Genomic DNA, 26,864 nt, shown 5'->3' with positions numbered 1-26,864 from the left:
CCCGCGCCGCAGTCGCTCGCCGCTGCCCGCCGCCTGCCGATCAGGCGGCGGGTCCGCGCTCCCGCTCAGGCGGCGGGCACCCGCACGGTCAGTCCGCCCGGCTCGATCCAGGTGCGGAACGCCGAGGTCGTGCCGAACGGGTCGCCGTCCAGCTCGATCTCCTGCGGCTTCTCCAGGCGCACGACGAGCTCGCGGCCCTTCACGTAGCGCAGCGCCGAGACCTCCTTGGTCAGGCCCATCAGCTTCTTGCCGACCACACCGCTGCGGCGCAGCACGCCGTTCTCCCAGACCACCTTGAAGATGATCTGCGCCCAGCCGAGGAAGCCCTCGGGGCGCAGCAGCACGATGTCGAACTCGCCGTCGTCCACGGCCGCGTCCGGCAGCAGCAGGATGTTCGCCGGCAGGGCGCCGCAGTTGCCGACGATGATCGTGTGCGCGCGCACCTTGCGCGTCTTCGCCTTGTCGAGCGAGTAGCGGAACTCGAGCTGGTTCTTGTCCAGCAGGGCCTTCCGCAGCGCGTCGACGTAGGCGAGCCAGCCCGCGCGCTTCTTCAGGTCGTCGTCGGTGTTGGCGAGCATCTTCGCGTCGATGCCCAGGCCGGCCATGACCACGTAGGCCTTGCGGTCGCGGCCCTTCGCGGTCTCGATGTCGATCATGCCGATGTCGATCGCGCGGTCCTCGCCCGAGAAGGCGACGGTCAGCGCGTTGTCCACGTCGTCGAGGGTGAGGTTCAGATTGCGGGCGAGCAGGTTGCCGGTGCCCGAGGGGAGCAGCGCGAGCGAGGCCTTCGAGCCCAGGAGCGCCTCCGCCACGACGCGGACCGTTCCGTCGCCGCCCGCGGCGATCACCGTGTCGACGCCCTGCTCGAGCGCCTCCTTGGTCTGGCCGGCTCCCGGATCCTCGACCGAGGTCTCGAACCAGAGGGTCTCGTCCCAGCCGGCGGCCTCCTGGGCGCGCGCGACCGCGGCCTGCACGGCCTCCAGGTCGACCTTGACGGGGTTGTAGACGATCGCGGCGCGCTTGAGCTCAGACATCGGCGCCGTCCTCGTCCTCGTCGAGCTCGTTCCCGTCGGCGTCGACCCGGCCCGGGCGCACGGCGGCGTCGTCGCGGATGTCGATGCGGGTGTCGCCCGCGGGGGTGGTCGTCACGTCGATGCGCGGGGCCGCGTCGGCCTCCGTCGCCCTCGGTGCGCTGGTCAGCTGGTCTCGGCGATCATCCGCCTTCTGGTCGCTCATGCCTGGACGGTAGCAGCGCACTCCCTGACCCCGCTCGGGGTTGCGTCCGCCTCGGCGGGCGGCCTCAGCGCGGGGTGGAGCGCGCGGCCTGCAGGCCCCAGAGCACGAGCGGGATCTGCAGCGGCAGCCGCAGCAGGGTGATCGCCCGGGTCCGCGGGCGCCGGGCGTCGAGCGCCATCTGCACGTTGGCGGGGAAGACCCCGGCCATCAGGGCGGCGGAGGCGGCACCGCCGGCGGCGCGGGTCCGCGGGTGGAGCGTCGCGGCGGCGCAGGCGAGCTCCGCGACGCCCGAGACGAGCACCCAGGTGCGGGCCGAGCCGGGCATCGCCCGCGGGACGGCGCGCTCGAACACGGCGGGGCGCGCGAGGTGGATCGCTCCGGACACCGCCATCGCGCCGACGAGCGCGAGCGGTCCGGCGCCGAGTCGTGCGGCCCCGCGGCGGGCGGAACCGCGTCGGCGGAGGGCGCGGCGGGTCATCGGCCCTGCGCGCCGCGCTCGAGCGGAGCGACGTGGTCGAGGATGCGGCGCCACTCGCGCACCAGCGCCAGCCGGCCCGTGCCGTCGACGGTCGCGGAGCGGGCGTCGGCGAGGTGCGAGCGGAACCAGCGCGCGTCCTCGGACCCGGCGACCGGGTCCGCGTCGCCGTTCACGATCAGCACCTCGGCGGTGACCCGGTCGAGCTCGTCGGCCCAGGAGCCGTCGCGGAGCGCGACGAGGTCGGTCGCGGCGCCGCCGGGGCCCTGGCGCCAGCCCTCGCCGAGCATCCGCTCGAGCCGGTTGCGGAGCCCGCCGTGGCTCGCGAGCACCGGGTCGCCGGGGTCGACGCCGAGCGAGTCGAGACCCGGCACGTCCTCGGGGAGCGTCGCGGCGATCCCGGCGGCGTCCTCACCCGGCAGCGTCTGGCGCCGCTCCCAGGCCGACGTGGGGTGCACGAGCGCGCCGGCCTGCGGGGGAGCGGGAGTGCCGACGATCGCGATGCGGTCGACGAGGTCCGGGTGCCGCGCGGCGAGCGAGAGCGCGAAGGCGCCTCCGGAGCCCCAGCCGACCACGCCGACGCTGCCGAAGCGGGCGCCGTCGACGTCGCGGGCGGTGCGCTCGGAGCGGCGGAGGTACTCCGCGAGGTCGTCGGCGCGGTCCTGCACGCGGCCGTGCTGCGCGTCGACGGGGTCGGAGGCGCCGTAGCCCGGGCGGTCGAGGATGAGCAGGTGCAGGCCCCAGGGGCCGGTGACGAGGGGGTCGGGGTCGAAGCCGCCGGCGCCGGGAGTGGGGTGGCAGAAGACGACCAGCCGGTCGGCGATCGGGTCGCCGGCGGCCGAGACGCCCATCCCGCGTCCGGACCGCAGCTCGAATCGGTGGTTCGCCATGTCTCCTCCAGAGTGCCGCCGTCGGTCGGCGGAGCGCCTCCAGTCAACCGGAGGCGAGGGCCCTGCCGCTGGGGATTGTGCCAGCGGCGTCGGCACATCGTGTCCTCCTGCGGCCGCCGCCGCCACCCCCTGGCGCTCCGGGACGGACGCGGAGGAGAGTGGTCGTCCCGGCAGAGCGCCGGGGCGAAGGGAGAGCGGCGATGAGCAGCGACAGCAGCAACGGCACCGAGAGCGAGAAGACCGAGAAGACCGAGGAGCTCCCCGACGGCACCGGCACCGACACGTCCAGCGGCGGCGGCGACACGGACACCGTCTCCGGTGGCGAGCCGGACGACGAGTAGTCGCACCGGGCTCCGAGAAGGAGAAGAGGGGCGCCCCCGGCGATGCCGGTGACGCCCCTCCTTCGTTCCCCGGGTCAGACGACGGGGCCGTTGCCCTCGCTGGTGCGACGGGTGACCTGCTCGCCGCTGGCGGGGTCGACCGCCGAGCGGGTGGTCGAGACGGCCTGACGGCGCCGCGTCATCAGGACGAGGCCGAGGACGAGGCCCACCGCTCCTGCGGCCATGAGGATGTAGCCGACCAGCTTGAGGTCGATCCCGGCCACCTGGACGTCCACGGCGAACGCGAGGACCGCGCCGACGACGAGGAGGAAGATCCCTGCTCCGATGCTCATACGTGCTCCTTCTGCGTGCGCCGGCGTGCGCGGGAGGCGCGGTGGCACCGGCGTGCGACGCCCCACCGTAGTGCCGCGGCACCCCGCAGCCGTAGCCCTATCCGCCACCGGCGGCCGGGGTGTAGGCAAGACGTCCCTGCTGATCGAGCAGCCCGCGGAGCGGGCGCATCGAGATCCACCGGCGTCAGGACGTGAGTCTGCAGACCCGCCCTGCTGAGGACGGCGGGTCTCGAGACGCCCCTGCGGGGCTACTCGACCAGCAGGAAGGGCCCGCTCAGCGGTCCGTCGACCGGCAGGGAGGGCTCGCTCAGCGGTCCGCGATGCGGAGCATCACGCGGGTGCGGTCGCCGCGGGAGACGATCCGCTCGATGAGCATGAAGATCCGGTACTCGAGGCGGTACTCGCGGAGGAAGACGCGGCCGAGGCGCTCGACGGTGTCGGCGTCGGAGACGATGTGCGCCTCCGCCTCGAGGACGGCCGCGCCGTCGGCGACGCGGCCGCGGCGGTCGCAGGGGACGAGGGTCACCCGCGGGTCGTTGCGCAGGCGCTTGACCTTGCCGCTCTTCCGCGGAGTCGTGACGATCAGGTCCGCGCCGTCCCGGGCGATCCACACCGGCGTCGACACTCCGACCCCGGTCTTCCGGAAGGTGGTGAGGGAGACGAACGAGGCGTCGGAGAGTGCCGCGAGCGCGGGCGAGAGGGTCATCCTCGAAGAGTAGGGGTGCGCAGGAGCGACTGCGCAAGCCTCCCGGGCAGCTCCGACGGCCGCCGTAGGGTGGAGGCATGACCGACCCGACTCCGCTGATCGGTCCGATCGCGGCGCCCGAGCTGCACGTGATGACCTACAACATCCGCCGGCGGATGCCCCGTCTGACCGCCCGCGCGGTCGATCAGTGGGAGCGCCGCAAGCCCCTCGTCCGGCGCCTGCTGCAGGAGGAGAGCCCGTCGATCCTCGCGGCGCAGGAGGCGCTGCCCGATCAGGCGCAGTGGGTGCACGAGTCGCTCGGCGCCTCGTTCGAGGGCATGGGCTTCGGCCGGGACGCGGATCGCGGCGGCGAGCGCGTGATGCTCTTCGTCGACCGGAGCCGCTTCGCGGTGCGCGACTGGTCGCAGATCGCCCTGTCCGCCACTCCGGACGTCGCCGGCTCGCGCAGCTGGGGCAACCGGATCCCCCGCACCGCGGTGATCGCGGAGCTGACCGACCACGCGACGAACCGCGAGCTCACCGTCGTCGCGACGCACTTCGACCACCTCTCGCGGCGCTCGCGGCTGCGGTCGGCCGAGCTCGTCGCCGAGCGGGTCACCGACCTCGGCCGGCCCGCGATCGTGATGGGCGACACCAACACCGACGTCGGCACGGCCCCGTACCGGGCGCTGCTCGACGAGGGCGGGCTCGCCGACTCCTGGGTCGTCGCCGGCACGCACCTCACCCCGCACTGGGGCACCTACTCCAACTACCGCGCGCCGAAGGCGGGGCGCCGCATCGACTGGCTCACGGTCAGCGCCGGGGCGTTCGAGGTCGTCTCGGCGGCGATCAACACGACGCGCTACGGGACGGCGCCCGGCTCGGACCACGAGGCGGTCCAGGCCGTGCTCCGCTTCACGAAGCCGTGACCCGACCCGCTGTGAGATCCCGCCCCGAGAACGAGCCCGTCCTGATCTCGACCTTCATGGAGCCTCCGCGCACTCCGGGCGAGTGGTTCGCCGACGCGGTCCGCGCGCTCGGCGCGCTGAGCATCGTCGCCGCGGTGCTCGGCTGGGACCTCGTCGACGTCGCGGTGCTCGCCCTCGCCTCGATCGGGCTGGTGCTGCCGCGGTTCCTCGGGATCCGGCCGGCTCTGGACGCCACGTTCGGCCTGGCGCTGCTGATCGCCTCCTGGAGCAGCGTGCTCGGGCTCTACCAGGCCTGGGCGTCGTGGGACCTCGTCGTGCACTTCGTGCTGAACGGGCTCGTCGCGGCCGTCGCCTACATCGTCGCCGCGCGCGCGGGAGTGGTGCCGACCGTCGCCGGCGACCGCGGGCCGCTCGCGCCGGCGATCGTGCTCTGCGCGTGCTTCGGCCTCTCGATGGGCGTGCTCTGGGAGTGGGGCGAGTGGGCCGGGCACCGCTTCGTCGACCCGTCGATCTTCGTCGGCTACGAGGACACGCTCGGCGACCTCGCGGCCGGTGCCGCGGGCTCGATCGCGGCAGGTGCGCTGATGCGCTTCTGGTCGGCGAAGAGCCGCGTCGTCGGCTGAGCCTCGCCGGCCGGTGCTCCCCGCTCGTCAGCACACGGCGCGCAGCGCCTCCAGCACGACCGCCCGTGCGGGGTTCCCGCGGCCCGAGCGGCGCCAGGCCGCGCTGACGACCCGTGTCGAGACGGGGTCGACCGCGGGGACGGCGACCACCGCCTCCGGGAGCGGCTCGCGGCCCAGCCGCGGCACCAGCGCGACCGCGAGTCCCGCCTCGACCAGGGCGATGTGGGTGCTGAAGTCCTCGTCGTAGTAGGCGATGTCGGGCTGGCGACCGGTGCCGGCGAAGGTGCGCAGCAGCCAGGCGTGGCAGATCGCGCCCGCCGGGATGCTCACCCAGGTCTCGTCGGCCAGGCGGCTCGGCGCGATCTCGGCGCTGCCGGCGAGCGGGTGCGCGCGGTGGAGGAGGACGTCGGCGCGGTCCTCGAGCAGGGTCTCGGTCTCGATGGTGTCCGGCGGGAGCTCGAGGGCGAGGCCCGGCCAATCGTGCAGGATCGCCAGGTCGGCCGCGCCCCGCTCGAGGCGCCGCGACGCCTCCCACGGGTCGAGCTCGTCGAGGGTGAGCCGCAGCCGGGGCGCCCGCTCGCGGATCCGCGCGAGGGCGGGGACGAGGAGTCCGCGCATCGCGGTCGAGAACGCGACGACCCGCAGGGTGCCGGTCACCTCCTCCGCCGGGACCGTGCCGAGGTGCCCGAGCGCCTCGAGCTCGGCGAGGAGGCGCTCGCCGCGCTCGGCGAGGGTCCGGCCGTGCGCGGTGAGCAGCACGCCGCGGCCGGAGCGCTCGGCGACGGCGCCGCCCGACTGGCGCTCGAGGCGCTTGAGCTGCTGCGAGACGGCCGACGGGGTGTAGCCGAGCGCGTCGGCCGCGGCGGCGACCGTGCCGCAGTCGCGGACGGCGATCAGGGCGCGCAGCGCGGACGGCTCGATCACGCGGCACTCGCGGTCATGCGGGGCTCGCGATGCCTGCAGGGGGTCCGACCATGCAGCGACGCTACCGGGTCGGCGGTGCGGACGTGCGCTGGTGCTGCCGGGTCATCCGCGCTTGTCTGGGGGCATGACCCGCCGGCACAGCCTCCTCGCCCTCCTCGTCGTCCTGCTCTGGGGGCTGAACTTCGTCGTGATCGACGTGGGGCTCGCGGACGTGCCGCCGCTGCTGTTCCTGGCGATGCGGTTCACGGTGGTCGCGGTGCCGGCCGTGTTCCTCGTGCCGCGGCCGGCGGCGCCGCTGCGCACGGTCGCGACGATCGGCGCGTTCATGAGCCTGGGCCAGTTCGCCCTGCTCTACCTGGCGCTCGCGCTGGGGATGCCCGCGGGGCTGGCGTCGCTGGTGGTGCAGGCGCAGATCGTGCTGACGGTGCTGATCGCGGCGGTGCTGCTGAAGGAGCGGCCGACGCGGCGGCAGAGCATCGGCCTGGTGGTCGGCGTCGCGGGGCTCGTGATCGTCGCCCTCTCGCACGGGGCCGTCGCGCCCTGGCTGCCGTTCGTGGTCTGCCTCGGCGGCGCGCTGTCCTGGGCGATCGGCAACGTGCTGACCCGGCGGGCGAAGGGCGCCTCGGGGCTGTCGCTGGTGGTCTGGTCGGCGCTGGTCGTGCCGATCCCGGCGCTGCTGCTCTCCCTGCTCGTCGACGGCGGGCCCGCGATCGCCGACGCGCTCCAGGGACTCTCGCTCGCGGCGATTCTCAGCACCCTCTACACCGCGGTGTTCGCGTCGCTGATCGGCTACGGCATCTGGAACTCGCTGCTCGCCCGCTACCCGGCCGCGTCGGTCGTGCCGTTCACGCTGCTGGTGCCGGTGGTCGGCGTGCTGTCGGCGTGGGTGCTGCTCGGCGAGGTGCCCTCGGTCGGGGTGCTGATCGGCGGTGCGGTGATGGTCGCGGGGCTCGCGGTCGCGACGATCCGCCGCGGGCGGCGGGACCCGGTCCTCGCCGCCGTCGGTGGTCCGGCGTAGTGTCGCCCGCATGTGCGGACGCTTCGCGATGGATTCCGAGACCGACGCCCTGATCGCGGAGTTCGTGGCGGCGGGCGGCCGGGCGGCCGACTGGGCGCCCGACTTCAGCGTCGCCCCCACCGACGCGGCGCCGATCGTGCGCGAGCACCGGCACGAGGAGTCGCTGGAGCGCGAGATCGAGCTGGCCTCCTGGGGCTTCCGGCCCTCCTGGGCGAAGGGGAAGGGGCCGTCGCCGATCAACGCGCGGCTCGAGACGGTCGCCTCGAACGGCCTGTTCCGCGGGGCCTTCGCCAAGCAGCGCGCGATCGTGCCGATGCGCGGCTACTACGAGTGGGAGGCGCGCGCCGACGGCAAGCAGCCGTGGTTCCTGCACGGCGAGGAGCCGATCCTCGCCGCGGCCGGCCTCTACGCGGCGCGCAAGGAGGGCGACGGGTGGCGGGTCTCCTTCACGATCATCACCCGCGAGGCGCGGGACGCCTCCGGCGAGGTGCACGACCGGATGCCCGTCTTCCTCACGCCCGACGTCCGCGACGCCTGGCTGAGCCCGGAGCCGCTCGCCTCCAGCGAGGAGATGCTCGCGACCCTCGACCGGGCGTCGGTCGCGGTCGCGTCGACCATCACCGCGTACCCGGTCGACCGCCGCGTGAACAACGCGCGGACGGTCGACCGCCACGACCCGGGCCTGCTCGACCCGGTCGGATAGGACGTGGTCAGTGACCGCGGAGCGGGCCATGCTGATCGAGTAGCCCGCGGAGCGGGCCATGCTGATCGAGTAGCCCGCGGAGCGGGCCATGCTGATCGAGTAGCCCGCGGAGCGGGGGTATCGAGATCCACTCGCGTCAGAAGACGAGTCTGCAGACCGCCCTTCCGGTGACGGCGGGTCTCGATACGCCCCTGCGGGGCTACTCGACCAGCATGACCGGGCTCCGCGCGTCCACTGCGAAGTGCAGAGCGACTACTTCGGTCCGGCGTGGCCTGCCCGCCGGCGGAGCCGGCTGATGGGCGGGGTTCCCGGGGTGGGCCGGATCATTTCGTTCCGGCGTGGCCCGCCCGCCGGCGGAGCCGGCTGATGGGCGGGGTTCCCGGGGTGGGCCGGATCATTTCGTTCCGGCGTGGCCCGGGAACGGCTTGCCGTTGAGCGACACCTCGTCGGGGTCGACCTCGACGGTGCCGACGTCGTCCGCGCCGCCGGTGCCGGGGACGGAGATGACCTCGGCCGAGCCGGAGACCTCCGTCCGGCTGGTGGTGGGGTCCTGGTTCTGGCGGACCTCGGTCTCGCGCTCGCTGCCCGGCGACTCCGCGCGGTCCTTCTCGATCGTCTCGCTCTCGTTCGCCGTGGCCGGAGCCGCGCCGTCCGTCGCGCCGATCGTCGATCCCTGGTCGTCCTCGTCCATGTGCCTACCTTTCGTCGGGACCAGCCACGCTACGCGCGGGTTCAGGGGCGGGCACCCGCTTGACAGCCCGCGGGCCCCCGGTCGAGTCCTGCGCCTCGGAAGACGGACGTACTACCCTGGGGAGACGGTCGCACCGGGGGGCGCGGCGTTGCCGCAGCATCCGCCCGAGGAGGAACCGTGTCATCCCACCGAACGGGCGAGAACCGCGTCGTCGGCACGACGATCGGGCGCCGCTACACGATCGAGGAGCTGATCGGCCGGGGCGGGATGGCCACGGTCTACCGGGCGCGCGACGAGATCCTCGGCCGATCGGTGGCGCTGAAGATGTTCGCGCCGGGCATCGACGACGCGCAGGACCTGCAGCGCAAGTCGTCCGAGATCCGGCTGCTCGCGGCCCTCAACCACCCCGCGCTGGTCACCCTCTACGACGCCGACGACGGCGGCGACGACACCGGCGGCCAGGCCTACATGGTGATGGAGCTCGCCGAGGGGCCGAGCCTCGCGGAGCGCCTCGCCACCGGCCCCGTCGCGCCGAATGACGTCGCGTCGATGGCCGCCGACCTCGGCGAGGCCCTGCACACCGTGCACGCGGCCGGAGTGGTGCACCGCGACGTGAAGCCCTCGAACGTGCTGCTCGTGCCGAGCCCGCTGACGAGCCGCGAGTTCCGGCCCAAGCTCGCCGACTTCGGCATCGCCTACCTGATCGACGCCACCCGCATCACCTCGCCGGGCACGCTGATCGGCACCGCCGCCTACCTCAGCCCCGAGCAGGCGCACGGCGACGTGCTGACCTCGGCCAGCGACGTCTACTCCCTCGGACTGGTGCTGCTCGAGTCGCTGACCGGCCGCCGCCCCTTCACCGGGTCGGCGATCGAGGTCACCCTCGCCCGGCTGCTGCGCGACCCCGAGGTGTCGGACTCGCTCGGCGGCGGCTGGTCGGCGCTGCTCAACGCGATGACCCGGCGCGAGCCGGCCGAGCGCCCCACGGCGATCGAGGTGGCGGAGTCGGCGCGTGCGCTGATCGACCCGCGGCGCGACGGCCCGCCGACGGCGATCGTCGTCCCCGACGTGCCGGTCCGGCAGCCGTCCGGACCGCCGCCGACCGAGCGGATGCCCGCCACCGAGCGGTTCGCCCCGACGTCCGCCGCGACCGAGCTGCTCGACGCGACGTCGGTTCTGCCGATGGGCGCGACCGAGCTGCTGCCGGGGGCGGCGCCCGCCACGGCGACGACGACGCGGGTCGCGCCGAGTGCGCCCGTCCTTCCGCCCGCGGCCGCTCGGCGCCGCACCGGGCCGAGCCCGTGGCTGATCGTCGTGGTGCTCGCGCTGGTCGCCGTCGCGATCGGCCTCGTGCTCGTCCTGTTCGACGGTCCGCAGTCGCCGCTGCCCGCCGTCGACGGGGAGCTCGGCGAGCACCTGCGTCAGCTGCGCGAGAGCATCCGCTCGTGAGGGGCGTGAGGCGTGCGGGTCTGAGGCTGCGGGCCGGGGGAGCGGTGCTCGCCGCGGTGCTCGTGCTGTCGGGCTGCTCCGCCGCGGACCCGTCGATCGACGACGGCACCGCGCAGGCCCTCGACGACGCGGTCGTCGCCGTCGCCGAGAAGGCGTCGGCCGACGACTGGGCCGGAGCGCTGACCGAGCTGGACGCGCTCCAGGCGACGCTCGACGCGGCGATCGCCGGCGGGACCGTGCAGGAAGACCGTGCGACCGCGATCCGGACCCAGGCCGACATCGTGCGCGCCGACCTCGCCGCGCTGATCGCGGCCGTCCCCGCGCCCGAGGAGTCGACCGGGCCCGAGCCGGAGGAGACCGCTCCCGTCGAGGAGGAGCCGCCGGCCGAGGAGACCCCGGAGGAGGAGACGCCGGCCCCGGTGGAGACCCCCGAGGAGGAGCCGTCGCCGACTCCCGAGGAGACCGAGCCGACGGAGCCCGTCGAGCCGACCGAGCCGCCCGAGGAGGAGTCGCCCGCGCCCGCCGCGACGACGCCGGCCACCGGCGCTCCGGCGGTGCAGGCGCCCGCCTCGCCGGCACCGGTCGAGGAGCCGGTCGAGGGACCGGGGAACTCCGGTGGCAACGGCGGGGGGAACGGCAACGGGAGGAGCCCGGAGAGCGGCCAGAACCCGGGCGACGGGAACGGGCCGGGGCAGGGCTGAGCCCCCCCGCTCGCGGGGGCTACTCCTCCGTGCGGACGACCGCGTAGGACGCGTCGAGGTCGACGTCCACGTCCGTGCCGTCGGCGCGGGTGATCTCGACGTCGAAGGCGTGATCGGCGTCGTCGCTGCGCTCGGCCTCGGTGACCGTGCCGCCGCCGACCGCGGCGATCGCGGCCTCGCTCGCGCGGGTCAGCTCCTCGCCGACGAGGTCGTCGGGGTCGACTGCGCGGGTGACGCCGGTGGTGCTGTCCTCGGTGGTGCCGGTCGTGCCGTCGTCCGTGCTGCCGTTCGTGCCGTCGGCGCCGCGCACCGCGTCGTCGTCGGGGTCGACGATGAGCACGCCGAAGGAGTCGTCCAGCCGCACGTCGTACTCGAGGCCGTCGTCGCCGCGCAGCTCGAGCTCGTAGCCCGGCGTGCCGTCGTCGTCGCGCTCGGCCGAGGTCACGGTCCCGCCGCCGATCTCGGCGATCGCGACCTCGCTCGCGCGGTCGAGGTCGGTGCCGGTCAGCGCGTCCGAGCGCTCGAAGCCGTCGGTCGCGGCGAAGGCGATGCCCGTGCCAGCTCCGACGAGCACGATCGCGCCCACGACTCCGACGATGATCCCGGTCTTCTTCTGCATGATCCGCTCCGTCTCCGGCGCCGCTCGTCGACGCCGCAGCCACTGTCCCGCGGCGCCGCTGAAGCCAGCCTGAAGCGGCCCCCTGCAGCTCCGGTCAGTGCAGCGGCACCCGGAGCGTCACTCGCGCGCCGCCCCACGGCGACTCCTCGATCGCGACGCTCCCGCCGTGCGCCGCCGCGATCTCGGCGACGATCGCGAGCCCGAGCCCCGAGCCGCCGGCGTCGCGGGCGCGCCCCTCGTCCAGCCGGACGAAGCGCTCGATCACCCGCTCGCGGTCGGCCGACGGGATCCCCGGTCCGTCGTCGTCGACGACGAGCACCGCGGTCGGGCCCTCGCCGCGGGTCGCGATCGCCAGCCGCGAGGCGCGGTGCCGGACCGCGTTGTCGACGAGGTTCCGCAGCGCGCGCCCGAGCAGGGCCTCGTCGGCCACCGCCTGCACCGGCGAGACCCCCGAGGCGTCCACGGTGATCCCGGAGTCGCGCAGCCGCCGGACCTCGCGCAGCGCCAGGTCGTCGAGGTCGACCGGGGCCGCCAGCACGGCCAGGCGCGCCTCGTCGGCGCGCGCCAGCAGCAGCAGGCCCTCGATCAGGCCGCCCATCCGCACCGACTCCTCGGCGACGGTCGTCGCCAGCCGGGCCGCGTCGAGCCGGTCGGGATGCGCGAGGGCGACCTCCGCGCTCTGGCGCAAAGCCGCGACCGGCGAGCGCAGCTCGTGCGAGGCGTCCGAGACGAACCGGCGCTGCCGCTCCTGGCCGTCCTCGAGCCGCCCGAGCATCCGGTTGAGGGTCTGCGCGAGCCGGTCGATCTCGTCGCCGGAGCCGGGCTCCGCGATCCGGCGGTCGAGCGCCGCCGCGGTGACCGCGTCCGCCTCAGCGCGCATCCGGTCCACCGGCCGCAACGCACGGCCGACGACGATCCAGCAGACGGCGGCGACGAAGGCGACCAGCAGCGGGACGGCCACCGCGAGCAGGCCCGCGGTCGTCGCGAGCGCCTCCGCCCGGCCCTCGTCGGGGACGCCCACGACGACGAGCGAGCCGTCGTCGAGCTCCTTTGTCGCGACGACCAGCGGATCCTCGTCCGCCGGCGTCGTCGTGAACGGCTCGTCGCGCTCCTCGGTCGCCAGCGCCGGCAGATCGTCCGCGTCCTCGCCCGCGGCGACCACGCGCCCGTCGACGATCAGCTGCACGACGCCCTCCGAAGCCCGCACCGCGTCGGCGCCGCCGCGCTCCACGAGGGTCGCGATCCGCTCCGCCTCGGTCTCGGCCGCTGTCGCGGAGCTGCCCGCGAGCACGGAGGAGAGCACCAGCAGGAAGCCGGCCGCGCCGAGCACCGCCGCGAGGGCGACCACGGCGGTCGCCGCGAGCGTGATCCGGGAGCGCAGGGAGCGCCGACGCCGCGTCACGGCAGCACCGAGTAGCCCGCGCCGCGCCGGGTGCGGATGGTCTCGCGGCCGAACGGCCGGTCGATCTTGTTGCGGAGCGTCCGGATGTAGACCTCGACGATGTTCGGATCGCCGTCGAAGTCGAAGTCCCAGACGGCGCCGAGGATGTCGCGCTTGGGGACGACGTCGCCCGCGCGCGAGACGAGGTACTCCAGCACGCTGAACTCGCGCGCCGTCAGCGGGATCGCGACCCCGCCGCGCTCCACCCGGCGCGCGGCCGGGTCGAGCACGAGGTCGCCGACGGTGAGCACGGTCGGCCGCTCGGCGGCGCCGCGGCGGATCAGCGCCCGCAGCCGCGCGACCAGCACCGGGAAGGAGAACGGCTTCGTGAGGTAGTCGTCCGCGCCGGTGTCGAGCGCCTCGACCTGGTCGAGGTCGCCGTCCTTCGCCGTGAGCATCAGGATCGGCGTCCAGTCCTCGGCCGCGCGCAGGCGCTCGCAGACCCGGAAGCCGCTGATGTCGGGCAGCATCAGGTCGAGCACGATCGCCGCGTACTCCGCCTCCTGCGCGAGCCAGAGCGCGTCGGTGCCGGTCGTGGCGGTGTCGACGGCGAAGCCCTCGCCCTCCAGGCCCGCCTCGAGCGCACCGAGCAGGTTGATCTCGTCGTCGACGATGAGGATGCGGATGGGAGCCTCCCGGTCTCGGCACGGACGCCCAGGTTAACCCGGCCGTCGCCCGGGTGCGCTAAGACGGGGCGGTGACCTCCGACGCCTCCCTCGCCCGCCGCCTGGGCACCCGCGACGCCGTCGTCATCGGGCTCGGCTCGATGCTCGGCGCCGGGCTCTTCTCCGCCTTCGCCCCCGCCGCCGCGGCGGCCGGCCCGTGGCTGCTGCTCGGCCTGGCGCTCGCCGCGATCGTCGCCTGGGCGAACGCCTCCTCCACGGCGCAGCTGGCCGCGCAGTACCCGCGCTCCGGCGGCGCCTACCTCTACGGCCGGGAGCGGCTCGGCGAGTGGCCCGGCTTCCTGGCCGGCTGGAGCTTCGTCGTCGGCAAGACGGCGAGCTGCGCGGCGATGGCGCTGACCGTCGCCGCCTACGCCGCGCCCGCGGGCTGGGAGCGGCCGGTGGCGGTGGCCGCGGTCGTCGTCCTCGTGGCGGTGAACGTGCTCGGCGTGACCCGGACGGCGCTCGCGACCCGGATCCTGCTCTCGATCGTCCTCGTGGTGCTCGTCCTCGCGATGGCCGCCGCGGCGGCGTCCGGCCCGGCGGCCGCCTCCGCCACCGACCGCCCCTTCGACGCCTACGGCGTGCTGCAGTCGGCCGGGCTGCTGTTCTTCGCCTTCGCCGGCTACGCCCGCCTCGCCACGATGGGGGAGGAGGTGCGCGACCCCGCGCGCACCATCCCGCGGGCGATCCTCGGCGCGCTCGGGCTCGCGGTCCTGATCTACACGGTGGTCGGCGCGGGTCTGCTCGCGGTGCTCGGCCCTGAGCGGCTCGCCGCTTCGACGCAGCCGCTCGTCGACGCGGCCGCCGCCTGGCCCTGGACCGCGGTGCCGATCCGGGTGGGTGCCGCGGCCGCGAGCCTCGGCGCACTGCTCGCGCTGATCGCCGGCATCGGCCGCACGAGCCTGGCGATGGCGCGGAACGGCGATCTGCCGCGGGCGCTCGCCGTGATCGACCCGGTCCGCAGCGTCCCGCGCCGCGCTGAGATCGTCGTCGGCCTGATCGTCGTCGTCCTGGTGCTCGTCGCCGACCTGCGCTCGGCGATCGGCTTCTCCTCGTTCGGCGTGCTGCTCTACTACCTGGTCGCGAACGTCGCGGCGCTGACCCAGGAGGCCCCGCACCGCCGCTACCCCCGCCTGCTGGCGGTCGTCGGCGTCGCCGGCTGCCTCCTCCTCGTGGCGACCCTCCCTCCCGCCTCGATCGCGGGCGGCGTCGCGGTGCTCGCCGTCGGCGCCGCCTACCGCCTCCTCGCTCAGTCGCGGGTGCGGCGGAGCAGCCAGACGAAGTAGGGCGCACCGACCAGCGCGATCATCAGGCCCGCGGGCAGCTGCGAGGGCGCGATGAGCGTGCGGCCGAGGGTGTCCGCCACGAGGACGAGCAGTCCGCCGAGCAGCATCGCGACCGGGACGATGCGCCCGTGCCGCGCGCCGACCAGCGTCCGGGCCAGGTGCGGCGCGACCAGTCCGACGAAGCCGACCGTGCCGACGGCGACGACGGCCAGCGAGGCGAGCACGGCGGCCAGCGCGAGAACGCCCAGCCGGGTGCGCTCGGGCCGGACGCCGAGGATGCGCGGGGTGTCCTCGTCGATCGCCAGCAGGTCCAGGCGGCGGCGCAGTCCCAGGAGGATCGGCAGCAGCACGAGGATCCCGATCGCGACCGGGAGGACGTCGGGCAGCGAGCGGCCGTAGGTCGTGCCGGAGAGCCAGGTGAGGATCCGCGGCGTCTGCCACGGGTCGGAGCTCAGCAGCAGGAAGGCGGTCACCGCGCTCAGGGCGTAGCCCATGCCGATGCCGACGAGCACGAAGCGATCCGGTTGCAGGCCGCCGCGCCAGGCGAGCAGGGCGATCACCCCGAAGGTCGCGAGCCCGGCGGCGACCGCCATCGCGATCAGAACGGGGCGCCCGCCGCCGCCGAGACCGGTGGTGACGACGATCACGGCGCCGAGCCCGGCGCCGGCGGTGATGCCCAGCAGTCCCGGCTCGGCCAGCGGATTGCGGACGGTGCCCTGCACCGCGGTGCCCGCGAGCGCGAGCGCCGCGCCGGCGAGCACGGCCGCGGCGATGCGGGGCGCCCGCTCGTCGAGGGCGCGGGCGACGAGGTCCGGTGCCGCGCTCTGCAGCCAGAGGACGACGTCGCCCAGGCGCAGCTGCAGGCTGCCCGCGAGCAGCCCGAGCACGATCGTGCCGGCGAGCAGGACGACGAGCACCGCGAGCACGATCCGGAAGCGCCGGACCGTCCGCAGCGAGGAGCGCACCGCCCGCGCCGTCCGCGCGGAGCCGGCGTCGCGCATCCGCAGGGCGAGCACCACGATGACCACTCCGCCGAGCACCGCGGTCGGGATGCCCGTGGGGATCGCCGTGGCCCCCTCCGGGCTGAGGATCGCGCGCAGCAGCGCGTCGGCGAGCACGATCAGCGCGGCGCCGATCAGCCCCGACGCGGGCACGAGGAAGACGTGCCGACGCAGCGCCGGCACCCGCGCCGCCAGCAGCCGGGTCAGCACCGGGGCGCCGAGCCCCACGAACGCGATCGGCCCGGCCAGGGTGACCGAGGTGCTGGTGAGCAGCACCGCGCAGAGCACGGCCAGCGCCCTGGTCGAGCGGACCGGGACGCCGAGGGTCGCGGCGCCGTCCTCGCCGAGGCCGAGCACGTCGAGGCGGCGCGAGAGCAGCAGGGCCAGCGCGAGGACGACCGCGATCAGCGGCGCGGCGCGCACCGAGGCGTCGATGTTGAGCTGACCCAGTGAGCCGCTGCCCCAGGCGAACAGCCCGGTGGTGTTCTCCCGGAACAGGATCAGCAGCATCGCCGTGCCGGAGTCGAGCGCCATCGCGATCGCCGAGCCCGCCAGGATCAGCCGGGTGCTCGAGGTGCCCGCGGCGCGGCCGCTGAGCGCGAGCACGACGGCCGCTGCCGCGAGCCCGCCGAGGAAGGCGACTCCGCTGGACGCCCAGAGCGGCACGGCCACCGAGAAGGCGGCCACCGCGGTCAGGGCGAAGTAGGCGCCCGCGGTCACCGCGAGCGTGTCCGGCGAGGCGAGGGCGTTGCGCGAGATCGACTGCAGCAGCGCGCCCGCCGCCCCGAGGGCGAGCCCGACGGCGATGCCCGCGGACAGGCGCGGCAGCCGCGAGCCGGCGAAGACGTCGGCGGCCGAGACTCCGCCGACCGACACCTCCTCGCCGAGCAGGGCGCGCAGCAGCCCGTCCGCGCCGATGCCCGAGGTGCCCTGGGTCAGGTGCCAGAGGCCGACGAGCACGACCACGACCGCGAGGGCCGCGAGCACGCCGACGCCGACGAGCGCCGTCCGGACGTCCGCACGGCGCGGGTCGGAACGGCGCTCGTCGGCGGCCGACGTCGTCGTCACTCGCCGACGATGACGTCCACGAAGGCGTCGATGGCCTGCTCGCCGGACTTCGGTCCGCCGGCGCCCCAGACGCCGGGCGGGAACTCGAAGGCGCGGCCCTGCTGCACCGCGGGGAGCGCGGCCCAGACCGGGCTCTTGGCGAGCTCTGTCACGTAGCTGTCGGGGGTGCCGTCGTTGGAGTAGACCAGGTTCGCCTCGCCGACCGCGGTCAGCCCCTCGATGTCGGTCTGCGCGAGACCGTAGGCGGGGTCGACGCCGCCGCTGCCGTAGGAGTCGTTGATCTCGTCCGTCCAGGCGCCCTCGAGGCCCAGCTCCTCGCCGAGCTCGGTGAACAGCGCGCCCTTCCCGTACGGGCGGATGACGACGTTGCCGCTCTCGATCCAGCCGTCGAAGAAGACGAACTCCGGCGTCGAGAGCGCGGCCTCGGCGACCTCGGTCGTGGCGTCGGCGAGGTGCTGGTCGAACTCCGCCAGCACCGTGTCTGCGCGCTCGGTCCGCCCGGTGGCCTCGCCGAGGAGCGAGAACACCTCCTTCATGTTGTCGATCTGGCCGCTCGCGTCCGCGCCGATGGTCGCGAGCACCGGCACGTCGCGCTCCTCGAGCTGGGCGAGGAGCTCGTCGTCGGCGCTGTAGGCCTCGATCACGATCAGGTCCGGGTCGAGTCCGTAGAGGGTGTCGAGGTCGGGCTCGCCGCGTTCGCCCACGTCGGTGGTGCTCTCGGGCAGGGTCTCGGCGCTGACGTAGGTGGCGTAGTCCTCGGTCGAGGCGGCGCCGACCGGGGCGACGCAGAGCGTCAGCAGGTCCTCGGTCTGCTGCCACTCGAGCACGACGATCCGCTCGGCGGGTGCGTCGAGCTCGACCGTGCGGCCGAGGCTGTCGGTGAGCGAGACGGCGCCGGTGGCGGTCGGCGTGTCGTCGGCGGCGCACTCGGCGGAGTCGACGGTGCCGGCGGCATCGGCAGTCTCGACGGCGGTGGTGCCGCAGCCGGTCAGCAGGAGCACGCCGGCGGCGGCCGCGGCGAGGGCCGTGGGGAGGAGGGGGGCGCGGGTCATTCTTCGGTGTCCTCTCGGGAACGGGCAGGGGTCTGGTGGAGCGGGTCGTGAAGGCGAGGGCCGTGCCGGCTGACGGGGTCGATGCGCAGGTGGCCGGTCCGCTCGTCCACCGCGACCTCGACCCGCAGGCCGTAGGCCGCCTCGATGTGCTCCGCGGTGAGCACGGCGAGGGGATCGCCCTCGGCGAGGATCCGCCCGTCGCTCAGCAGCAGCAGGCGGTCGGCGACGCGCGCCGCGTGGTCGAGGTCGTGCAGGACGACGCCGACGGCGGCGCCGTGCACCTCGGCGAGATCGCGGATCAGATCGAGGGTCTCCACCTGGTAGCGGAGGTCGAGGTGGTTGGTCGGCTCGTCGAGCAGCACCACGCCGGTCTGCTGAGCGAGGCAGGACGCCAGCCAGACCCGCTGCAGCTCGCCGCCGCTGAGCTCGCCGGCCGCCCGCTCGGCCATCGACAGCACGCCGGTGGTGGCCATCGCCCGCTCGACCGCGTCGCGATCCGCGGCCGACGGTCCGGCGAAGGCCCTGCGGTGCGGGTGGCGGCCGAAGGCGACGACCTCGCGGACACTGAGCCCCTGCGGTGCGGTGCGGCTCTGCGCGAAGAGGGTCACCTCGCGGGCGAAGTCACGGCTGCTCAGCGCCGTCGCCGGGCGGTCGCCGTCGAGGACGACGGCTCCGCCGCTCGGGGCGTGCAGCCGCGCCAGCGCGCGCAGCAGCGTCGACTTGCCCGAGCCGTTCGGTCCGACGAGCGCCGTCACCCGGCCCGGCTCGAGCTGCACCGAGACGCCGTCGACGACGGTGCGCCGGCCGAAGCCGAGCACGAGATCGGCGCCGGCGAGGCGCGAGGGCGCACGCGGAGGCTCGGAGGAGGGAGTCATGGGGAGGCGGAGTCCTGCGTCGGAGGGGGAGCGGGCGGAGGATCCGCTGGAGGAGGAAGCCTACTAAGGGTTGGCTTACCTTCCTCAGGCTAGGTGGCCGCAGGATCGTCCGCAATCGGCTGCCGAGGACACCCGATAGAGCGTTCCGGCCACCGCCGGGGTGCCGGTGGTCAGTTCGCCGCGGCGCGCTGGTCCTGCGCGAACGCGCCCGGAGTGGTCCCCATCACCCGCTTGAACGCCGCGATGAAGGTGCTCGGGTGCGTGTGCCCCATCAGCTCCGAGACGTCCTGCACCCTGCGCCCCTCCGCGAGCAGCGCGAGCGCGCGGTGCGCTCGGAGCGCCTGGCGCCACTGCAGGAAGGACAGCCCGGTCTGCGCACGCAGGACCCGCGACAGGGTCCGCTCGCCGACGCCGAGGTGCTCCGCCCAGTCGGCGAGCGTCCGGCGGTCGGTCGGGTCGTCGAGGAGCGCCGCGACCAGGGGCGCGAGCCGCTCGCCCTGCGGAACGGTGACGGAGTACTGCTCGCTCGACGGCGCGATCACGTCGAAGACCACCGCCTCCGCCCGCAGCCGCGCCGCAGGCTCCAGGTCGGAGCGGGACAGCCGGGTGAGGAGCGCGGCCAGCACGGGCGTCACCTCGACGAGGACCGGCGTCGTGATCGGCACGGGCGAGCGCTCCGGGTCGAAGAGCGCGTCGCAGAGCGCGGTGCGCGCGGTCGTCCGCCCGGCGTGCTCCGTCCCGGCCGGGATCCAGACGCCGAAGCCGTCGGGCACGGTCAGGATCCGGTGCTCGAGCCGGACCGTCATGGTGCCGCCGCGGACCCAGACCAGCTCATGCAGCTCGTGGCGGTGCGGCGCGAACTCGTGCGGTGCCTCGAGCAGGACGATGTCGGCCGCGATCGCGAACGGCTCGGCGATGCGCGACGGCGTCCCGGTGTCGGCGACGACGACGGTGCTCGGCTCGCGCCGCCAGGTGCCCCGTGCGCTGTCCTCGTCCATGCCCACGATCTTAGGAAGCGCCCGCGCCGGGGCAGACTGTCCCGGTGACAGCAGCGCCCGACCCGACAGCAGCGCAGGCCTTCCGCGACCGCCTCGTCGAGCACATCGACGCCGTCGGCTTCGGGGCTCACGGGCTGCACGTGCTGATCGGCGACGACGCCGCCGAGCACCGCTGGACGCCCGACGTCCGCGAGGACGTGCACTCCGTCGCCAAGGGCGTCTGCGTGCTGGCCGCGGGGCTGGCCGCCGACGAGGGCCTGATCTCGCTCGACGAGCCGCTGGAGCGGTCTCTGACCGCGGAGGTCTCCGCGGACCTGGGCGAGGGGGTCGCGGAGCTCACCCTCCGCCGACTGCTGAGCATGACCAGCGGCATCGACCTGCCGTGGTCGCCGACCCTGATGACCGACTGGCCCGACCTCGCCGTCGAGTTCCTGCGCCGCCCCTCCCGCGGGCTCGTCTTCCAGTACTCCAACGCCAGCAGCTACACCGCGATGCGCCTCCTGGAGACGCGGGTGGGCGACGTGGGGGACTACGTCGACCGCAGGCTCCTGCAGCCGCTCGGGATCGAGGGCTCGGAGTGGGAGCGCTGCCCGAACGGCCGCATCGTCGCCGGCAGCGGGCTGGCGCTGCGCACCGGGGAGACCGCCCGGATCGGCCGGCTGATCCGCGATCGCGGGCTCTGGCGCGGCGAGCGGCTCCTCGCCCCGGAGTGGAGCGACGCTCTGCACTCCGAGTGGGTCCCCGCCGGCACCGGCCCGGGCTACCAGCGCTACGCCCTCGCCGGCTGGGACGGGCCCGGCCCGTGCTGGCGCCTGCACGGCGCCTACGGTCAGCTGCTGGTGTTCGCCGGCGACGCGGTGGTGACGATCAGCGCCGACGACCATCCGGGCGCCGACGCGATCGCCGCGTTCATCGCGGGGGAGCGGGCGGCCGCTCAGCACTGACGGCCGGCCCGCACTGCGGACTACTCGTCGCGGTCGGTGTACTCGCCCTCGCCGGTGGAGTCGGGGCCGGAGCCCTCCGTGTCGACGTAGCTGCCCTTCTCGGTGCTCGACTCCTGGTGCGAGGAGGTGTCGACGTAGCTGCCCTCCTCCTCGCCGTCGGTGTGCGAGACGCCGTCGGTCTCGGTGTACTCGCCCTCGTCCGAGGTGTCGGTGCTGTGTCCGTCGGTGCCGGCGCCGTCCGCGGCTCCGTCCGCGAGGTGGCGCCCGCGACGGGTCGTCTCCTCGGTCGTGCCGCCGCTCTCGGTGGTCGTGGTGGTCTCGAACTCGTCGTCGTGTGCCATGGCGGGGCTCCTCGCCTCATCGCGTCGGGTGGATGCAGTCGACGATCCTGCACGGCGTCCGCCGGTGCAAGGTGTCGCGGCTGCACATCCGCGCACCTTGACACTCTGCGCTCTTGGATGCTCTGCGCTCTTCGAGGCTCGAGGCGCATCGATGCTCCGGGCGCGGAGCGCAACTCCTGTCGCGATGTCCTCGGTGCCGCCTAGCCTCCGAGCATGACTGCACGGACTGCACGGACCCGCTGGAGCGTCATCGGCCAGCTCGGCCCCCTCTTCGACGACGGCGGTCCGATGCTGCTCGTCGAGGCCCGCTCGGCCTTCGGACGGCGGCCGATGCACCGCGCGAAGGCGCAGCTGCTGCTCTCGGCGCTGCGCCACCGCGGCCGCGAGCTCGGCGACCGGGCCGAGTACGTCCGCGCCGAGACCTTCGCCGAGGGGCTCGCGGGCCGCGACGACCTCGAGGTGATCGACCCGCCGACCCGGGGCGGCCGTCGCCTCGCCCGCAGGCTGGGCATGAGCATCCTGCCCAGCCGCGGCTTCGTCACGGAGGAGGAGGACTTCCGCGAGTGGGCGCTCGCGAAGGCCGGCAAGCGGCTCCTGCTCGAGGACTTCTACCGCTGGAGCCGCGAGCGCACCGGCGTCCTGATGCGCGGCGACCAGCCGGAGGGCGGCCGCTGGAACTACGACCACGACAACCGCAACCCGCCGCCCAAGGGTGCCTCGCGCCTCGGCCTGCCCGATCCGTGGTGGCCGGAGGAGGACGACATCGACGAGGAGGTGCGCGCCGATCTCGCCCGCTGGGAGCGAGAGGGAGCGATCCGGCTCGTCGGCGAGGACGGCCCGCGCCGGTTCGCGGCGACCCCCGCGGAGGCGGAGGCGGCGCTCGCCGACTTCGTCTCGTCGCGCCTGGGCGACTTCGGCACCTACGAGGACGCGATGCTCTCGGGCGACTGGACGATGGCGCACTCGCTGCTGAGCGCACCGCTCAACCTCGGCCTGCTCGACCCGCGTGCCGTGATCGACGCCGCCGCGGCCGAGCACGCCTCGGGCGGCGCCCCGCTCGCGAGCGTCGAGGGCTTCGTCCGGCAGATCCTCGGCTGGCGCGACTACGTCTGGCACCTGTACTGGCATCTCGGGCCGGACTACCGCACGCGCAGCAAGGCCCTCGGCGCCTCGGCCCCGCTCCCGCAGCAGCTGCTCGACCTCGATCCGGCCGGCATCGAGGCGAACTGCCTGCACGAGACCCTCGACGACGTGCGCCGGCACGGCTGGGCGCACCACATCCAGCGGCTGATGGTGCTCGGCAACTGGGGACTGCAGCGCGGCTGGGACCCGGCCGAGCTGAACGACTGGTTCGTCGACGTCTTCGTCGACGGCACGGAGTGGGTGATGCCCGCGAACGTGATCGGCATGTCGCAGCACGCGGACGGCGGTGTCATCGCGACCAAGCCGTACTCCTCCGGCGGCGCCTACATCAACAAGATGTCGGACTACTGCGGCGGCTGCCGCTTCAACCCGAAGGTGCGCCTGGGCGAGAACGCCTGCCCGGTCACCGCCGGCTACTGGGCCTTCCTCGACCGCACCGAGCCCGTCCTCCGCAGCAACCACCGGATGGCGCAGCCCCTCGCGGGCCTGCGGGCCCTCTCCGACCGCGCCGCCGTCGTCGACCAGGAGCGCCGCCGCGAGAGCTACTGACCCGCTGCCTGCAGGAGCCGGGTCTCGATACGCGCTGCGCGCTACTCGACCAGCGTGTCTCTGCTCACGATCGCGCCGATTGCACGCTGATCGAGTAGCCCACAGCGGGCACCTTGTGCTGATCGAGTAGCCCGCGGAGCGGGCGTGTCGAGATCCACCCCGTCAGAACGGTGCGGGAACAGTGTCGACGCGGGGCTCCGGCGGCCGGTCCGGCGGCCGCCCGGGCAGGGGTGGTGGCCGGTTGCTGATCCGCCGCCCAGTGGGGCTCGTCCACTCGAGGGTCCCGTGGTCGTCGACCCGGTCGTAGCTCCACTGCTCCCCGTGCCGGACGTGGTGGTGGGACGTGCAGAGCATGACGAGGTTCTCGAGAGACGTCTCGCCGCCGTTGCGCCACTCGAGGGTGTGGTCGGCCTCGCTGGTCGCGGCGGTCCGGGTGCAGCCGGGGAAGCGGCAGGTCTGATCGCGCAGCTGGAGGTGCAGGCGCATCTGCGCGGGTGGGACGCGCCAGGTGCGGCCGACGGAGACGACGGCGCCGGTGTCCTGATCGGTGAGGACGCGGGTGAAGGAGGCCGCCGTGCGGATCAGCTCGCGGGCGATCTCGGCGGGGACCGGCCCGAAGCCGTCGAGATCCGCAGGGGCGTCATCGAGACCCGCGGCGGCGGACACTGCGAGGGTCAGCCGCACCTCCGCGCGGACACCGGGGACGAAGGTCGGGTCGGGGCGATGCTCGGCGTTCGGTGTGGTGCCGGCGATGTCGCCGTCGCAGAGCAGGTCGACGGCGGCATCGGCGCTGAGCTGCTGCAGGGTGCGGGGGTCGCCCTCGTCGCGGAGGGTGCGGGAGATGCGGCGGAGTCGGTCGTAGGCGCCGGAGACGGCGGGCGCGGGAGCGTGGACGCAGAGCGTGGCCATCCCGTCGACGTCGGGCGTGACCCAGACGGCGCGGTCCTCCCGGGCGCGCGCGTGCCGTTCGGCGAGGGGCTGCTCGTGCAGCTCCTCGCGCCAGCGGCCGAGGGCGCGGCGCAGCTGGGTCGTCGTCATCGTGAGGGCGGCGTCCGCGGCGCGCTCGTCGAGTGCGGAGCGGGAGGTCTCGGGGAGGCTGCTCGCGGTCTTGCAGATCGACTCGCCGACCTCCCAGAGAATTCGACTGTCGCGGAGCAGCGCCCGGGTGAGTGGAAGGTGCTCCATCAGCATCCGCGCGGTCTCGAGGCGGCGGGAGACCTCCCGCTCGGACACGCCGAGCGTCACCGCGAGCTCGGCGCGGATGGAGCGCTCGACGAGGTCGCGGGTCTCGCTCCGGGAGGCGCCGCGGGCGAATGATGCCGGGACGGTGAGAGCGATGCGGTAGCCGCGGTGCATGCGTTCCGCCGCCCTCAGGCGCGTCGGGGACGCGGCGCGCTCGGCGGCCGCGGCGTCGTCGAAGCAGTCGCGCACCTCCGCGAGTGCTGCCGCATTCTCATCTTCTGACATACGCGTATTGAAGCAGGGGCCACCGACACCGGGGTCGGAACCCTGGGCTGATCGGGGACAACCCCGTTGGATCGCGAGTGTGGAGGAGGCTCGCTCCCGGATGTCTCGACGATGGTGGGTCTCGATACGCCGCCGGTGACGGCTACTCGACCAGCATGGGGGCCGCCCTGCGCGCTGCTCGACCAGCAGGGACTGCCCTGCGCGCTGCTCGACCGGCATGGGTCCCCTCTCGTGCTGGTCGAGTAGCGCGCGCAGCGCGCGTATCGAGACCCCCCTCGGGTCAGAAGGACGAATCGGCAGACCAGCCTTGCTGATGACGGTGGGTCTCGATGCGCCCCTGCGCCGCCCCGCCTACGCCGCGCGGTACACCGACACCGTCACCGCGACGGTGACCGCAGTCGTCGCCGAGCGTCCCGCCAGCAGCGCGTCGACCGCCGCCGCATCGACGTGGTGGGCGCTCGGCCCCATCAGCACCTCGGCCCGCAGCTCGCCGGGCGTCATCGCGACCGCGTAGTCGAGCTCGTCCCGCGCCACCCGCTCGAAGCCCTGCAGCTGCTCGTCGAGCCGCTCGGCCTTGCCGGCGTCGATCCCGAGCATCCCGAACACCGGCCGGATCTCGCCGAGGTGCCGCTCGCGCGGCGTCACCACCACCGCCACGCCGCCCGGGCGCAGCACCCGCAGCATCTCCGGGGCGTTCCGCGGCGCAAAGACGGTCAGCAGGGCGTCCGCGTAGGCGTCCGCGAGCGGCAGCGGCTGCCAGAGGTCCGCCGTCGCGACCGCGGCCCGCGGGTGCGCGCGGGCGGCCCGCCGCGCCGCGGCCGCGGACAGGTCCAGCCCCAGCCCGCTCGCCTCCGGCCGCGCGTCGAGGACCGCGGCGAGGTACGCGCCCGTCCCGCAGCCGAGATCGACGACCAGTCGCGCCGCCTCGGGCACGGCCCCCGCGACCGCGTCCTGGATCGGCCGGTAGTGCCCGGAGCCCAGCAGCTCCTCGCGCGCCTGCACCATCGCCGCGGTGTCGCCCGAGGTCGCGTGCCGGCCGCGGAGCAGCGAGACGTAGCCCTGCCGCGCCAGATCCGCGCTGTGCCCGAGCGGGCAGCGCAGCAGGGTCGGCCGCGGCAGCGCGTCCGGCGCCAGCCCCGCGCCGCAGACCGGGCAGGCGAGCGCGGGCAGGACCGCCGACCCGGGGACGCCCGCCGGGTCGAAGGGGTGCCGGGTCACGCGGAGCGCCCCGGATCGAGCGGAACGCGCGCGACCTGCTCCGGATCGTGCCGCATCGCCGTGATCGCCGAGTTCAGCGTCGCGATCACCGGCACCGCGAACAGCGCGCCGGCCAGCCCCGCCACCTCGAGCCCGGTCGCGACGCCCAGCACGACGGCGAGCGGGTGCACCTTCACCGCCGAGCCGAGGATCAGCGGCTGGAGCACGTGCCCCTCGAGCAGGTGCACGACGACGACCACGCCGATCATCACGAGCGCGGCCACCGGTCCGCTGAACAGCAGCGCGACGACCGCGGCGAGCGCCCCCGTCACGATCGCGCCGAGGAACGGCACGAACGAGCCCAGGAACACCACGATCGCGATCGGCACGACCAGCGGCAGCTGCAGGGCGAGCGCGCCGATGCCGATGCCGATCGCGTTGATGCCCGCGACGCCGAGCTGCGCCCGGACGAACTGGCTGAGCGTCCACCAGCCGGCCGCGGCTCCCGTGTCGAGCGGCAGTCGCGCGGCGCGCGGCATCAGCCGGAGGAACCAGGCCCAGATCCGCCGGCCGTCCAGCAGCAGGAAGATCAGCGAGAACAGGGTGAGCAGCGTGCCGGCGAACACCTCGGCGACCTGGGAGCCGACGGCGAGCGCTCCGGAGGCGATCGTCGACGCCTGGGTGTCGGCCCAGTCGATCGCCGACTGCGCCCAGTCGCCGAGCTGCACGTCGCTGAAGCCGAGCGGCGGGCCCTGCAGCCACGCCTCCACGTCGTCGACCGCGTCGAGCGCCCGCTGCCCGACGCCGCCGAAGCCGGCCCGGGACTGCACGACGACGAGCCCGATCAGGCCGACCAGCGCGAGCAGGAGCGCGAGGATCGAGACCAGCACCGCGAGCGGGCGCGGCAGGCGCCAGCGCTCGAGCCGGTCGCGGAGCGGGGTGAGCAGCGCCGTGACCAGGAGCGCGATCAGCACCGGCACCACCACGACCGGCACCAGTGCGACCAGCTTCACGACCAGCCAGAGCAGGGCGGCGACCGCCAGCACCCGCCAGCCCCAGGCGGCGGCGATCCGCAGGCCGGGGGAGACGTCGTGACGGTCGTCGGCCGAGGGGCCGGGGGGAGTCTCCGCCGGAGGGGTCGGCGCTGCGACGCGTCCCCCGTCGCGCGGCCGGCGTGCTCGCATGTCCCCTCCGATTTCCCTCGCAGTGTACGACCGTGCC

29 protein-coding genes are annotated in these 26,864 nt (G+C 74.7%); 10 read left to right on the top strand and 19 right to left on the bottom strand.

Annotated features, from left to right (window positions below; translation table 11 throughout):
* Window positions 1-65 precede the first annotated feature (65 nt).
* From HRK28_RS06635 to HRK28_RS06620, 4 genes are all read right to left on the bottom strand, one after another.
* The gene (locus HRK28_RS06635; RefSeq protein ID WP_173250765.1) at window positions 66-1,034 is read right to left on the bottom strand and encodes a diacylglycerol kinase family protein; all 969 of its coding nucleotides are present in this window, start codon (window positions 1,032-1,034) and stop codon (window positions 66-68) included.
* Window positions 1,027-1,236: a multidrug transporter gene (locus HRK28_RS06630; RefSeq protein WP_160087181.1), complete on the bottom strand. Its 210-nt coding sequence runs from the start codon at window positions 1,234-1,236 to the stop codon at window positions 1,027-1,029. Before HRK28_RS06630 ends, HRK28_RS06635 begins: the two co-directional genes overlap by 8 nt.
* A gap of 64 nt (window positions 1,237-1,300) precedes the next feature.
* Window positions 1,301-1,714 (bottom strand): hypothetical protein, encoded by a 414-nt coding sequence (locus HRK28_RS06625; protein ID WP_254304503.1) that lies wholly within the window; start codon window positions 1,712-1,714, stop codon window positions 1,301-1,303.
* Window positions 1,711-2,601, bottom strand: coding sequence for an alpha/beta fold hydrolase (locus tag HRK28_RS06620; RefSeq protein ID WP_160087183.1), 891 nt, complete (start codon window positions 2,599-2,601; stop codon window positions 1,711-1,713). Before HRK28_RS06620 ends, HRK28_RS06625 begins: the two co-directional genes overlap by 4 nt.
* A gap of 200 nt (window positions 2,602-2,801) precedes the next feature.
* On the opposite strand from HRK28_RS06620, the gene HRK28_RS06615 reads away from it, so the two are divergent.
* On the top strand, window positions 2,802-2,942 hold the full coding sequence (locus tag HRK28_RS06615) for a hypothetical protein (protein WP_160087185.1): 141 nt from the start codon (window positions 2,802-2,804) through the stop codon (window positions 2,940-2,942).
* A gap of 74 nt (window positions 2,943-3,016) precedes the next feature.
* Here HRK28_RS06615 and HRK28_RS06610 read toward each other — a convergent pair whose 3' ends face one another.
* Window positions 3,017-3,274 carry a DUF6458 family protein gene (locus tag HRK28_RS06610; protein WP_173250764.1) on the bottom strand — a complete coding sequence of 86 codons (258 nt, stop codon included), beginning with the start codon at window positions 3,272-3,274 and terminating at the stop codon, window positions 3,017-3,019.
* Between the two features lie 307 nt (window positions 3,275-3,581).
* Window positions 3,582-3,980 (bottom strand): PPOX class F420-dependent oxidoreductase, encoded by a 399-nt coding sequence (locus HRK28_RS06605; protein ID WP_160087189.1) that lies wholly within the window; start codon window positions 3,978-3,980, stop codon window positions 3,582-3,584.
* Between the two features lie 77 nt (window positions 3,981-4,057).
* On the opposite strand from HRK28_RS06605, the gene HRK28_RS06600 reads away from it, so the two are divergent.
* The gene (locus HRK28_RS06600; RefSeq protein ID WP_173250763.1) at window positions 4,058-4,888 is read left to right on the top strand and encodes an endonuclease/exonuclease/phosphatase family protein; all 831 of its coding nucleotides are present in this window, start codon (window positions 4,058-4,060) and stop codon (window positions 4,886-4,888) included.
* Between the two features lie 11 nt (window positions 4,889-4,899).
* Window positions 4,900-5,511: a hypothetical protein gene (locus HRK28_RS06595; RefSeq protein WP_173250762.1), complete on the top strand. Its 612-nt coding sequence runs from the start codon at window positions 4,900-4,902 to the stop codon at window positions 5,509-5,511.
* 27 nt (window positions 5,512-5,538) lie between these two features.
* Here the strand turns inward: HRK28_RS06595 and HRK28_RS06590 are convergent, their stop codons facing one another.
* On the bottom strand, window positions 5,539-6,435 hold the full coding sequence (locus tag HRK28_RS06590) for a LysR family transcriptional regulator (protein WP_160087195.1): 897 nt from the start codon (window positions 6,433-6,435) through the stop codon (window positions 5,539-5,541).
* 124 nt (window positions 6,436-6,559) lie between these two features.
* Between HRK28_RS06590 and HRK28_RS06585 the strand changes: the two genes are divergently transcribed.
* Complete coding sequence (locus tag HRK28_RS06585) at window positions 6,560-7,453, top strand: EamA family transporter (RefSeq protein WP_173250761.1); 894 nt, start codon at window positions 6,560-6,562, stop codon at window positions 7,451-7,453.
* 10 nt (window positions 7,454-7,463) lie between these two features.
* A complete protein-coding gene (locus tag HRK28_RS06580; RefSeq protein WP_173250760.1) occupies window positions 7,464-8,156 on the top strand; it encodes an SOS response-associated peptidase in 693 nt (230 codons plus the stop codon).
* 394 nt (window positions 8,157-8,550) lie between these two features.
* On the opposite strand, the gene HRK28_RS06575 is transcribed toward HRK28_RS06580, so the two are convergent.
* On the bottom strand, window positions 8,551-8,847 hold the full coding sequence (locus HRK28_RS06575; protein WP_160087201.1) for a hypothetical protein: 297 nt from the start codon (window positions 8,845-8,847) through the stop codon (window positions 8,551-8,553).
* Between the two features lie 177 nt (window positions 8,848-9,024).
* Here HRK28_RS06575 and HRK28_RS06570 point away from each other — a divergent pair, with 177 nt between their 5' ends.
* Complete coding sequence (locus HRK28_RS06570) at window positions 9,025-10,296, top strand: serine/threonine-protein kinase (protein ID WP_160087203.1); 1,272 nt, start codon at window positions 9,025-9,027, stop codon at window positions 10,294-10,296.
* Window positions 10,293-10,997: a hypothetical protein gene (locus HRK28_RS06565; RefSeq protein WP_173250759.1), complete on the top strand. Its 705-nt coding sequence runs from the start codon at window positions 10,293-10,295 to the stop codon at window positions 10,995-10,997. The genes HRK28_RS06570 and HRK28_RS06565 overlap by 4 nt, the downstream gene beginning before the upstream one ends.
* Before the next feature lie 19 nt (window positions 10,998-11,016).
* On the opposite strand, the gene HRK28_RS06560 is transcribed toward HRK28_RS06565, so the two are convergent.
* From HRK28_RS06560 to HRK28_RS06550, 3 genes are all read right to left on the bottom strand, one after another.
* A complete protein-coding gene (locus tag HRK28_RS06560) occupies window positions 11,017-11,616 on the bottom strand; it encodes a PepSY domain-containing protein (RefSeq protein WP_173250758.1) in 600 nt (199 codons plus the stop codon).
* 94 nt (window positions 11,617-11,710) lie between these two features.
* Window positions 11,711-13,018, bottom strand: a complete 1,308-nt coding sequence (locus HRK28_RS06555; protein ID WP_173250757.1) for an ATP-binding protein — start codon at window positions 13,016-13,018, stop codon at window positions 11,711-11,713.
* Window positions 13,015-13,683: a response regulator transcription factor gene (locus HRK28_RS06550; protein ID WP_173251006.1), complete on the bottom strand. Its 669-nt coding sequence runs from the start codon at window positions 13,681-13,683 to the stop codon at window positions 13,015-13,017. The genes HRK28_RS06555 and HRK28_RS06550 overlap by 4 nt, the downstream gene beginning before the upstream one ends.
* A gap of 71 nt (window positions 13,684-13,754) precedes the next feature.
* Between HRK28_RS06550 and HRK28_RS06545 the strand changes: the two genes are divergently transcribed.
* Window positions 13,755-15,008, top strand: coding sequence for an APC family permease (locus HRK28_RS06545; RefSeq protein WP_173250756.1), 1,254 nt, complete (start codon window positions 13,755-13,757; stop codon window positions 15,006-15,008).
* Here HRK28_RS06545 and HRK28_RS06540 read toward each other — a convergent pair.
* The 4 genes from HRK28_RS06540 to HRK28_RS06525 all read right to left on the bottom strand — a co-directional run bounded on the left by HRK28_RS06540 (window position 14,972) and on the right by HRK28_RS06525 (window position 20,002).
* Window positions 14,972-17,077, bottom strand: coding sequence for an iron ABC transporter permease (locus HRK28_RS06540; RefSeq protein ID WP_173250755.1), 2,106 nt, complete (start codon window positions 17,075-17,077; stop codon window positions 14,972-14,974). The two genes, HRK28_RS06545 and HRK28_RS06540, sit on opposite strands and share 37 nt — an antisense overlap.
* A complete protein-coding gene (locus tag HRK28_RS06535) occupies window positions 17,074-18,129 on the bottom strand; it encodes an ABC transporter substrate-binding protein (protein WP_173250754.1) in 1,056 nt (351 codons plus the stop codon). Before HRK28_RS06535 ends, HRK28_RS06540 begins: the two co-directional genes overlap by 4 nt.
* On the bottom strand, window positions 18,126-19,004 hold the full coding sequence (locus HRK28_RS06530) for an ABC transporter ATP-binding protein (RefSeq protein WP_173250753.1): 879 nt from the start codon (window positions 19,002-19,004) through the stop codon (window positions 18,126-18,128). The genes HRK28_RS06535 and HRK28_RS06530 overlap by 4 nt, the downstream gene beginning before the upstream one ends.
* A 170-nt stretch (window positions 19,005-19,174) precedes the next feature.
* Window positions 19,175-20,002, bottom strand: a complete 828-nt coding sequence (locus HRK28_RS06525) for a helix-turn-helix domain-containing protein (protein WP_173250752.1) — start codon at window positions 20,000-20,002, stop codon at window positions 19,175-19,177.
* A gap of 44 nt (window positions 20,003-20,046) precedes the next feature.
* On the opposite strand from HRK28_RS06525, the gene HRK28_RS06520 reads away from it, so the two are divergent.
* Complete coding sequence (locus tag HRK28_RS06520) at window positions 20,047-20,946, top strand: serine hydrolase (RefSeq protein ID WP_173250751.1); 900 nt, start codon at window positions 20,047-20,049, stop codon at window positions 20,944-20,946.
* 20 nt (window positions 20,947-20,966) lie between these two features.
* On the opposite strand, the gene HRK28_RS06515 is transcribed toward HRK28_RS06520, so the two are convergent.
* Window positions 20,967-21,287, bottom strand: a complete 321-nt coding sequence (locus HRK28_RS06515; protein WP_160087223.1) for a hypothetical protein — start codon at window positions 21,285-21,287, stop codon at window positions 20,967-20,969.
* A gap of 213 nt (window positions 21,288-21,500) precedes the next feature.
* On the opposite strand from HRK28_RS06515, the gene HRK28_RS06510 reads away from it, so the two are divergent.
* The gene (locus HRK28_RS06510) at window positions 21,501-22,979 is read left to right on the top strand and encodes a cryptochrome/photolyase family protein (protein ID WP_173250750.1); all 1,479 of its coding nucleotides are present in this window, start codon (window positions 21,501-21,503) and stop codon (window positions 22,977-22,979) included.
* Between the two features lie 162 nt (window positions 22,980-23,141).
* Here the strand turns inward: HRK28_RS06510 and HRK28_RS06505 are convergent, their stop codons facing one another.
* The 3 genes from HRK28_RS06505 to HRK28_RS06495 all read right to left on the bottom strand — a co-directional run bounded on the left by HRK28_RS06505 (window position 23,142) and on the right by HRK28_RS06495 (window position 26,827).
* A complete protein-coding gene (locus tag HRK28_RS06505; protein WP_173250749.1) occupies window positions 23,142-24,446 on the bottom strand; it encodes an HNH endonuclease signature motif containing protein in 1,305 nt (434 codons plus the stop codon).
* 351 nt (window positions 24,447-24,797) lie between these two features.
* Complete coding sequence (locus tag HRK28_RS06500) at window positions 24,798-25,664, bottom strand: methyltransferase domain-containing protein (RefSeq protein ID WP_173250748.1); 867 nt, start codon at window positions 25,662-25,664, stop codon at window positions 24,798-24,800.
* Window positions 25,661-26,827, bottom strand: a complete 1,167-nt coding sequence (locus tag HRK28_RS06495; protein ID WP_173250747.1) for an AI-2E family transporter — start codon at window positions 26,825-26,827, stop codon at window positions 25,661-25,663. Before HRK28_RS06495 ends, HRK28_RS06500 begins: the two co-directional genes overlap by 4 nt.
* Between the last annotated feature and the right edge of the window lie 37 nt (window positions 26,828-26,864).

Source organism: Rathayibacter sp. VKM Ac-2835, from assembly GCF_013266705.1.
Lineage (GTDB): Bacteria > Actinomycetota > Actinomycetes > Actinomycetales > Microbacteriaceae > Rathayibacter.
The sequence above is the reverse complement of the archived record's forward strand: the minus strand, read 5'-3'. Positions and strand labels throughout refer to the sequence as shown.

Coding starts and splice junctions, on each gene's coding strand:
- HRK28_RS06505 (WP_173250749.1), bottom strand. CDS start 24,446: ATGTCAGAAGATGAGAATGCGGCAGCACTCGCGGAGGTGCGCGACTGC.
- HRK28_RS06510 (WP_173250750.1), top strand. CDS start 21,501: ATGACTGCACGGACTGCACGGACCCGCTGGAGCGTCATCGGCCAGCTC.
- HRK28_RS06515 (WP_160087223.1), bottom strand. CDS start 21,287: ATGGCACACGACGACGAGTTCGAGACCACCACGACCACCGAGAGCGGC.
- HRK28_RS06585 (WP_173250761.1), top strand. CDS start 6,560: ATGACCCGCCGGCACAGCCTCCTCGCCCTCCTCGTCGTCCTGCTCTGG.
- HRK28_RS06635 (WP_173250765.1), bottom strand. CDS start 1,034: ATGTCTGAGCTCAAGCGCGCCGCGATCGTCTACAACCCCGTCAAGGTC.
- HRK28_RS06575 (WP_160087201.1), bottom strand. CDS start 8,847: ATGGACGAGGACGACCAGGGATCGACGATCGGCGCGACGGACGGCGCG.
- HRK28_RS06535 (WP_173250754.1), bottom strand. CDS start 18,129: ATGACCCGCGCCCCCCTCCTCCCCACGGCCCTCGCCGCGGCCGCCGCC.
- HRK28_RS06600 (WP_173250763.1), top strand. CDS start 4,058: ATGACCGACCCGACTCCGCTGATCGGTCCGATCGCGGCGCCCGAGCTG.
- HRK28_RS06525 (WP_173250752.1), bottom strand. CDS start 20,002: ATGGACGAGGACAGCGCACGGGGCACCTGGCGGCGCGAGCCGAGCACC.
- HRK28_RS06625 (WP_254304503.1), bottom strand. CDS start 1,714: ATGACCCGCCGCGCCCTCCGCCGACGCGGTTCCGCCCGCCGCGGGGCC.
- HRK28_RS06620 (WP_160087183.1), bottom strand. CDS start 2,601: ATGGCGAACCACCGATTCGAGCTGCGGTCCGGACGCGGGATGGGCGTC.
- HRK28_RS06610 (WP_173250764.1), bottom strand. CDS start 3,274: ATGAGCATCGGAGCAGGGATCTTCCTCCTCGTCGTCGGCGCGGTCCTC.
- HRK28_RS06615 (WP_160087185.1), top strand. CDS start 2,802: ATGAGCAGCGACAGCAGCAACGGCACCGAGAGCGAGAAGACCGAGAAG.
- HRK28_RS06630 (WP_160087181.1), bottom strand. CDS start 1,236: ATGAGCGACCAGAAGGCGGATGATCGCCGAGACCAGCTGACCAGCGCA.
- HRK28_RS06495 (WP_173250747.1), bottom strand. CDS start 26,827: ATGCGAGCACGCCGGCCGCGCGACGGGGGACGCGTCGCAGCGCCGACC.
- HRK28_RS06605 (WP_160087189.1), bottom strand. CDS start 3,980: ATGACCCTCTCGCCCGCGCTCGCGGCACTCTCCGACGCCTCGTTCGTC.
- HRK28_RS06560 (WP_173250758.1), bottom strand. CDS start 11,616: ATGCAGAAGAAGACCGGGATCATCGTCGGAGTCGTGGGCGCGATCGTG.
- HRK28_RS06530 (WP_173250753.1), bottom strand. CDS start 19,004: ATGACTCCCTCCTCCGAGCCTCCGCGTGCGCCCTCGCGCCTCGCCGGC.
- HRK28_RS06580 (WP_173250760.1), top strand. CDS start 7,464: ATGTGCGGACGCTTCGCGATGGATTCCGAGACCGACGCCCTGATCGCG.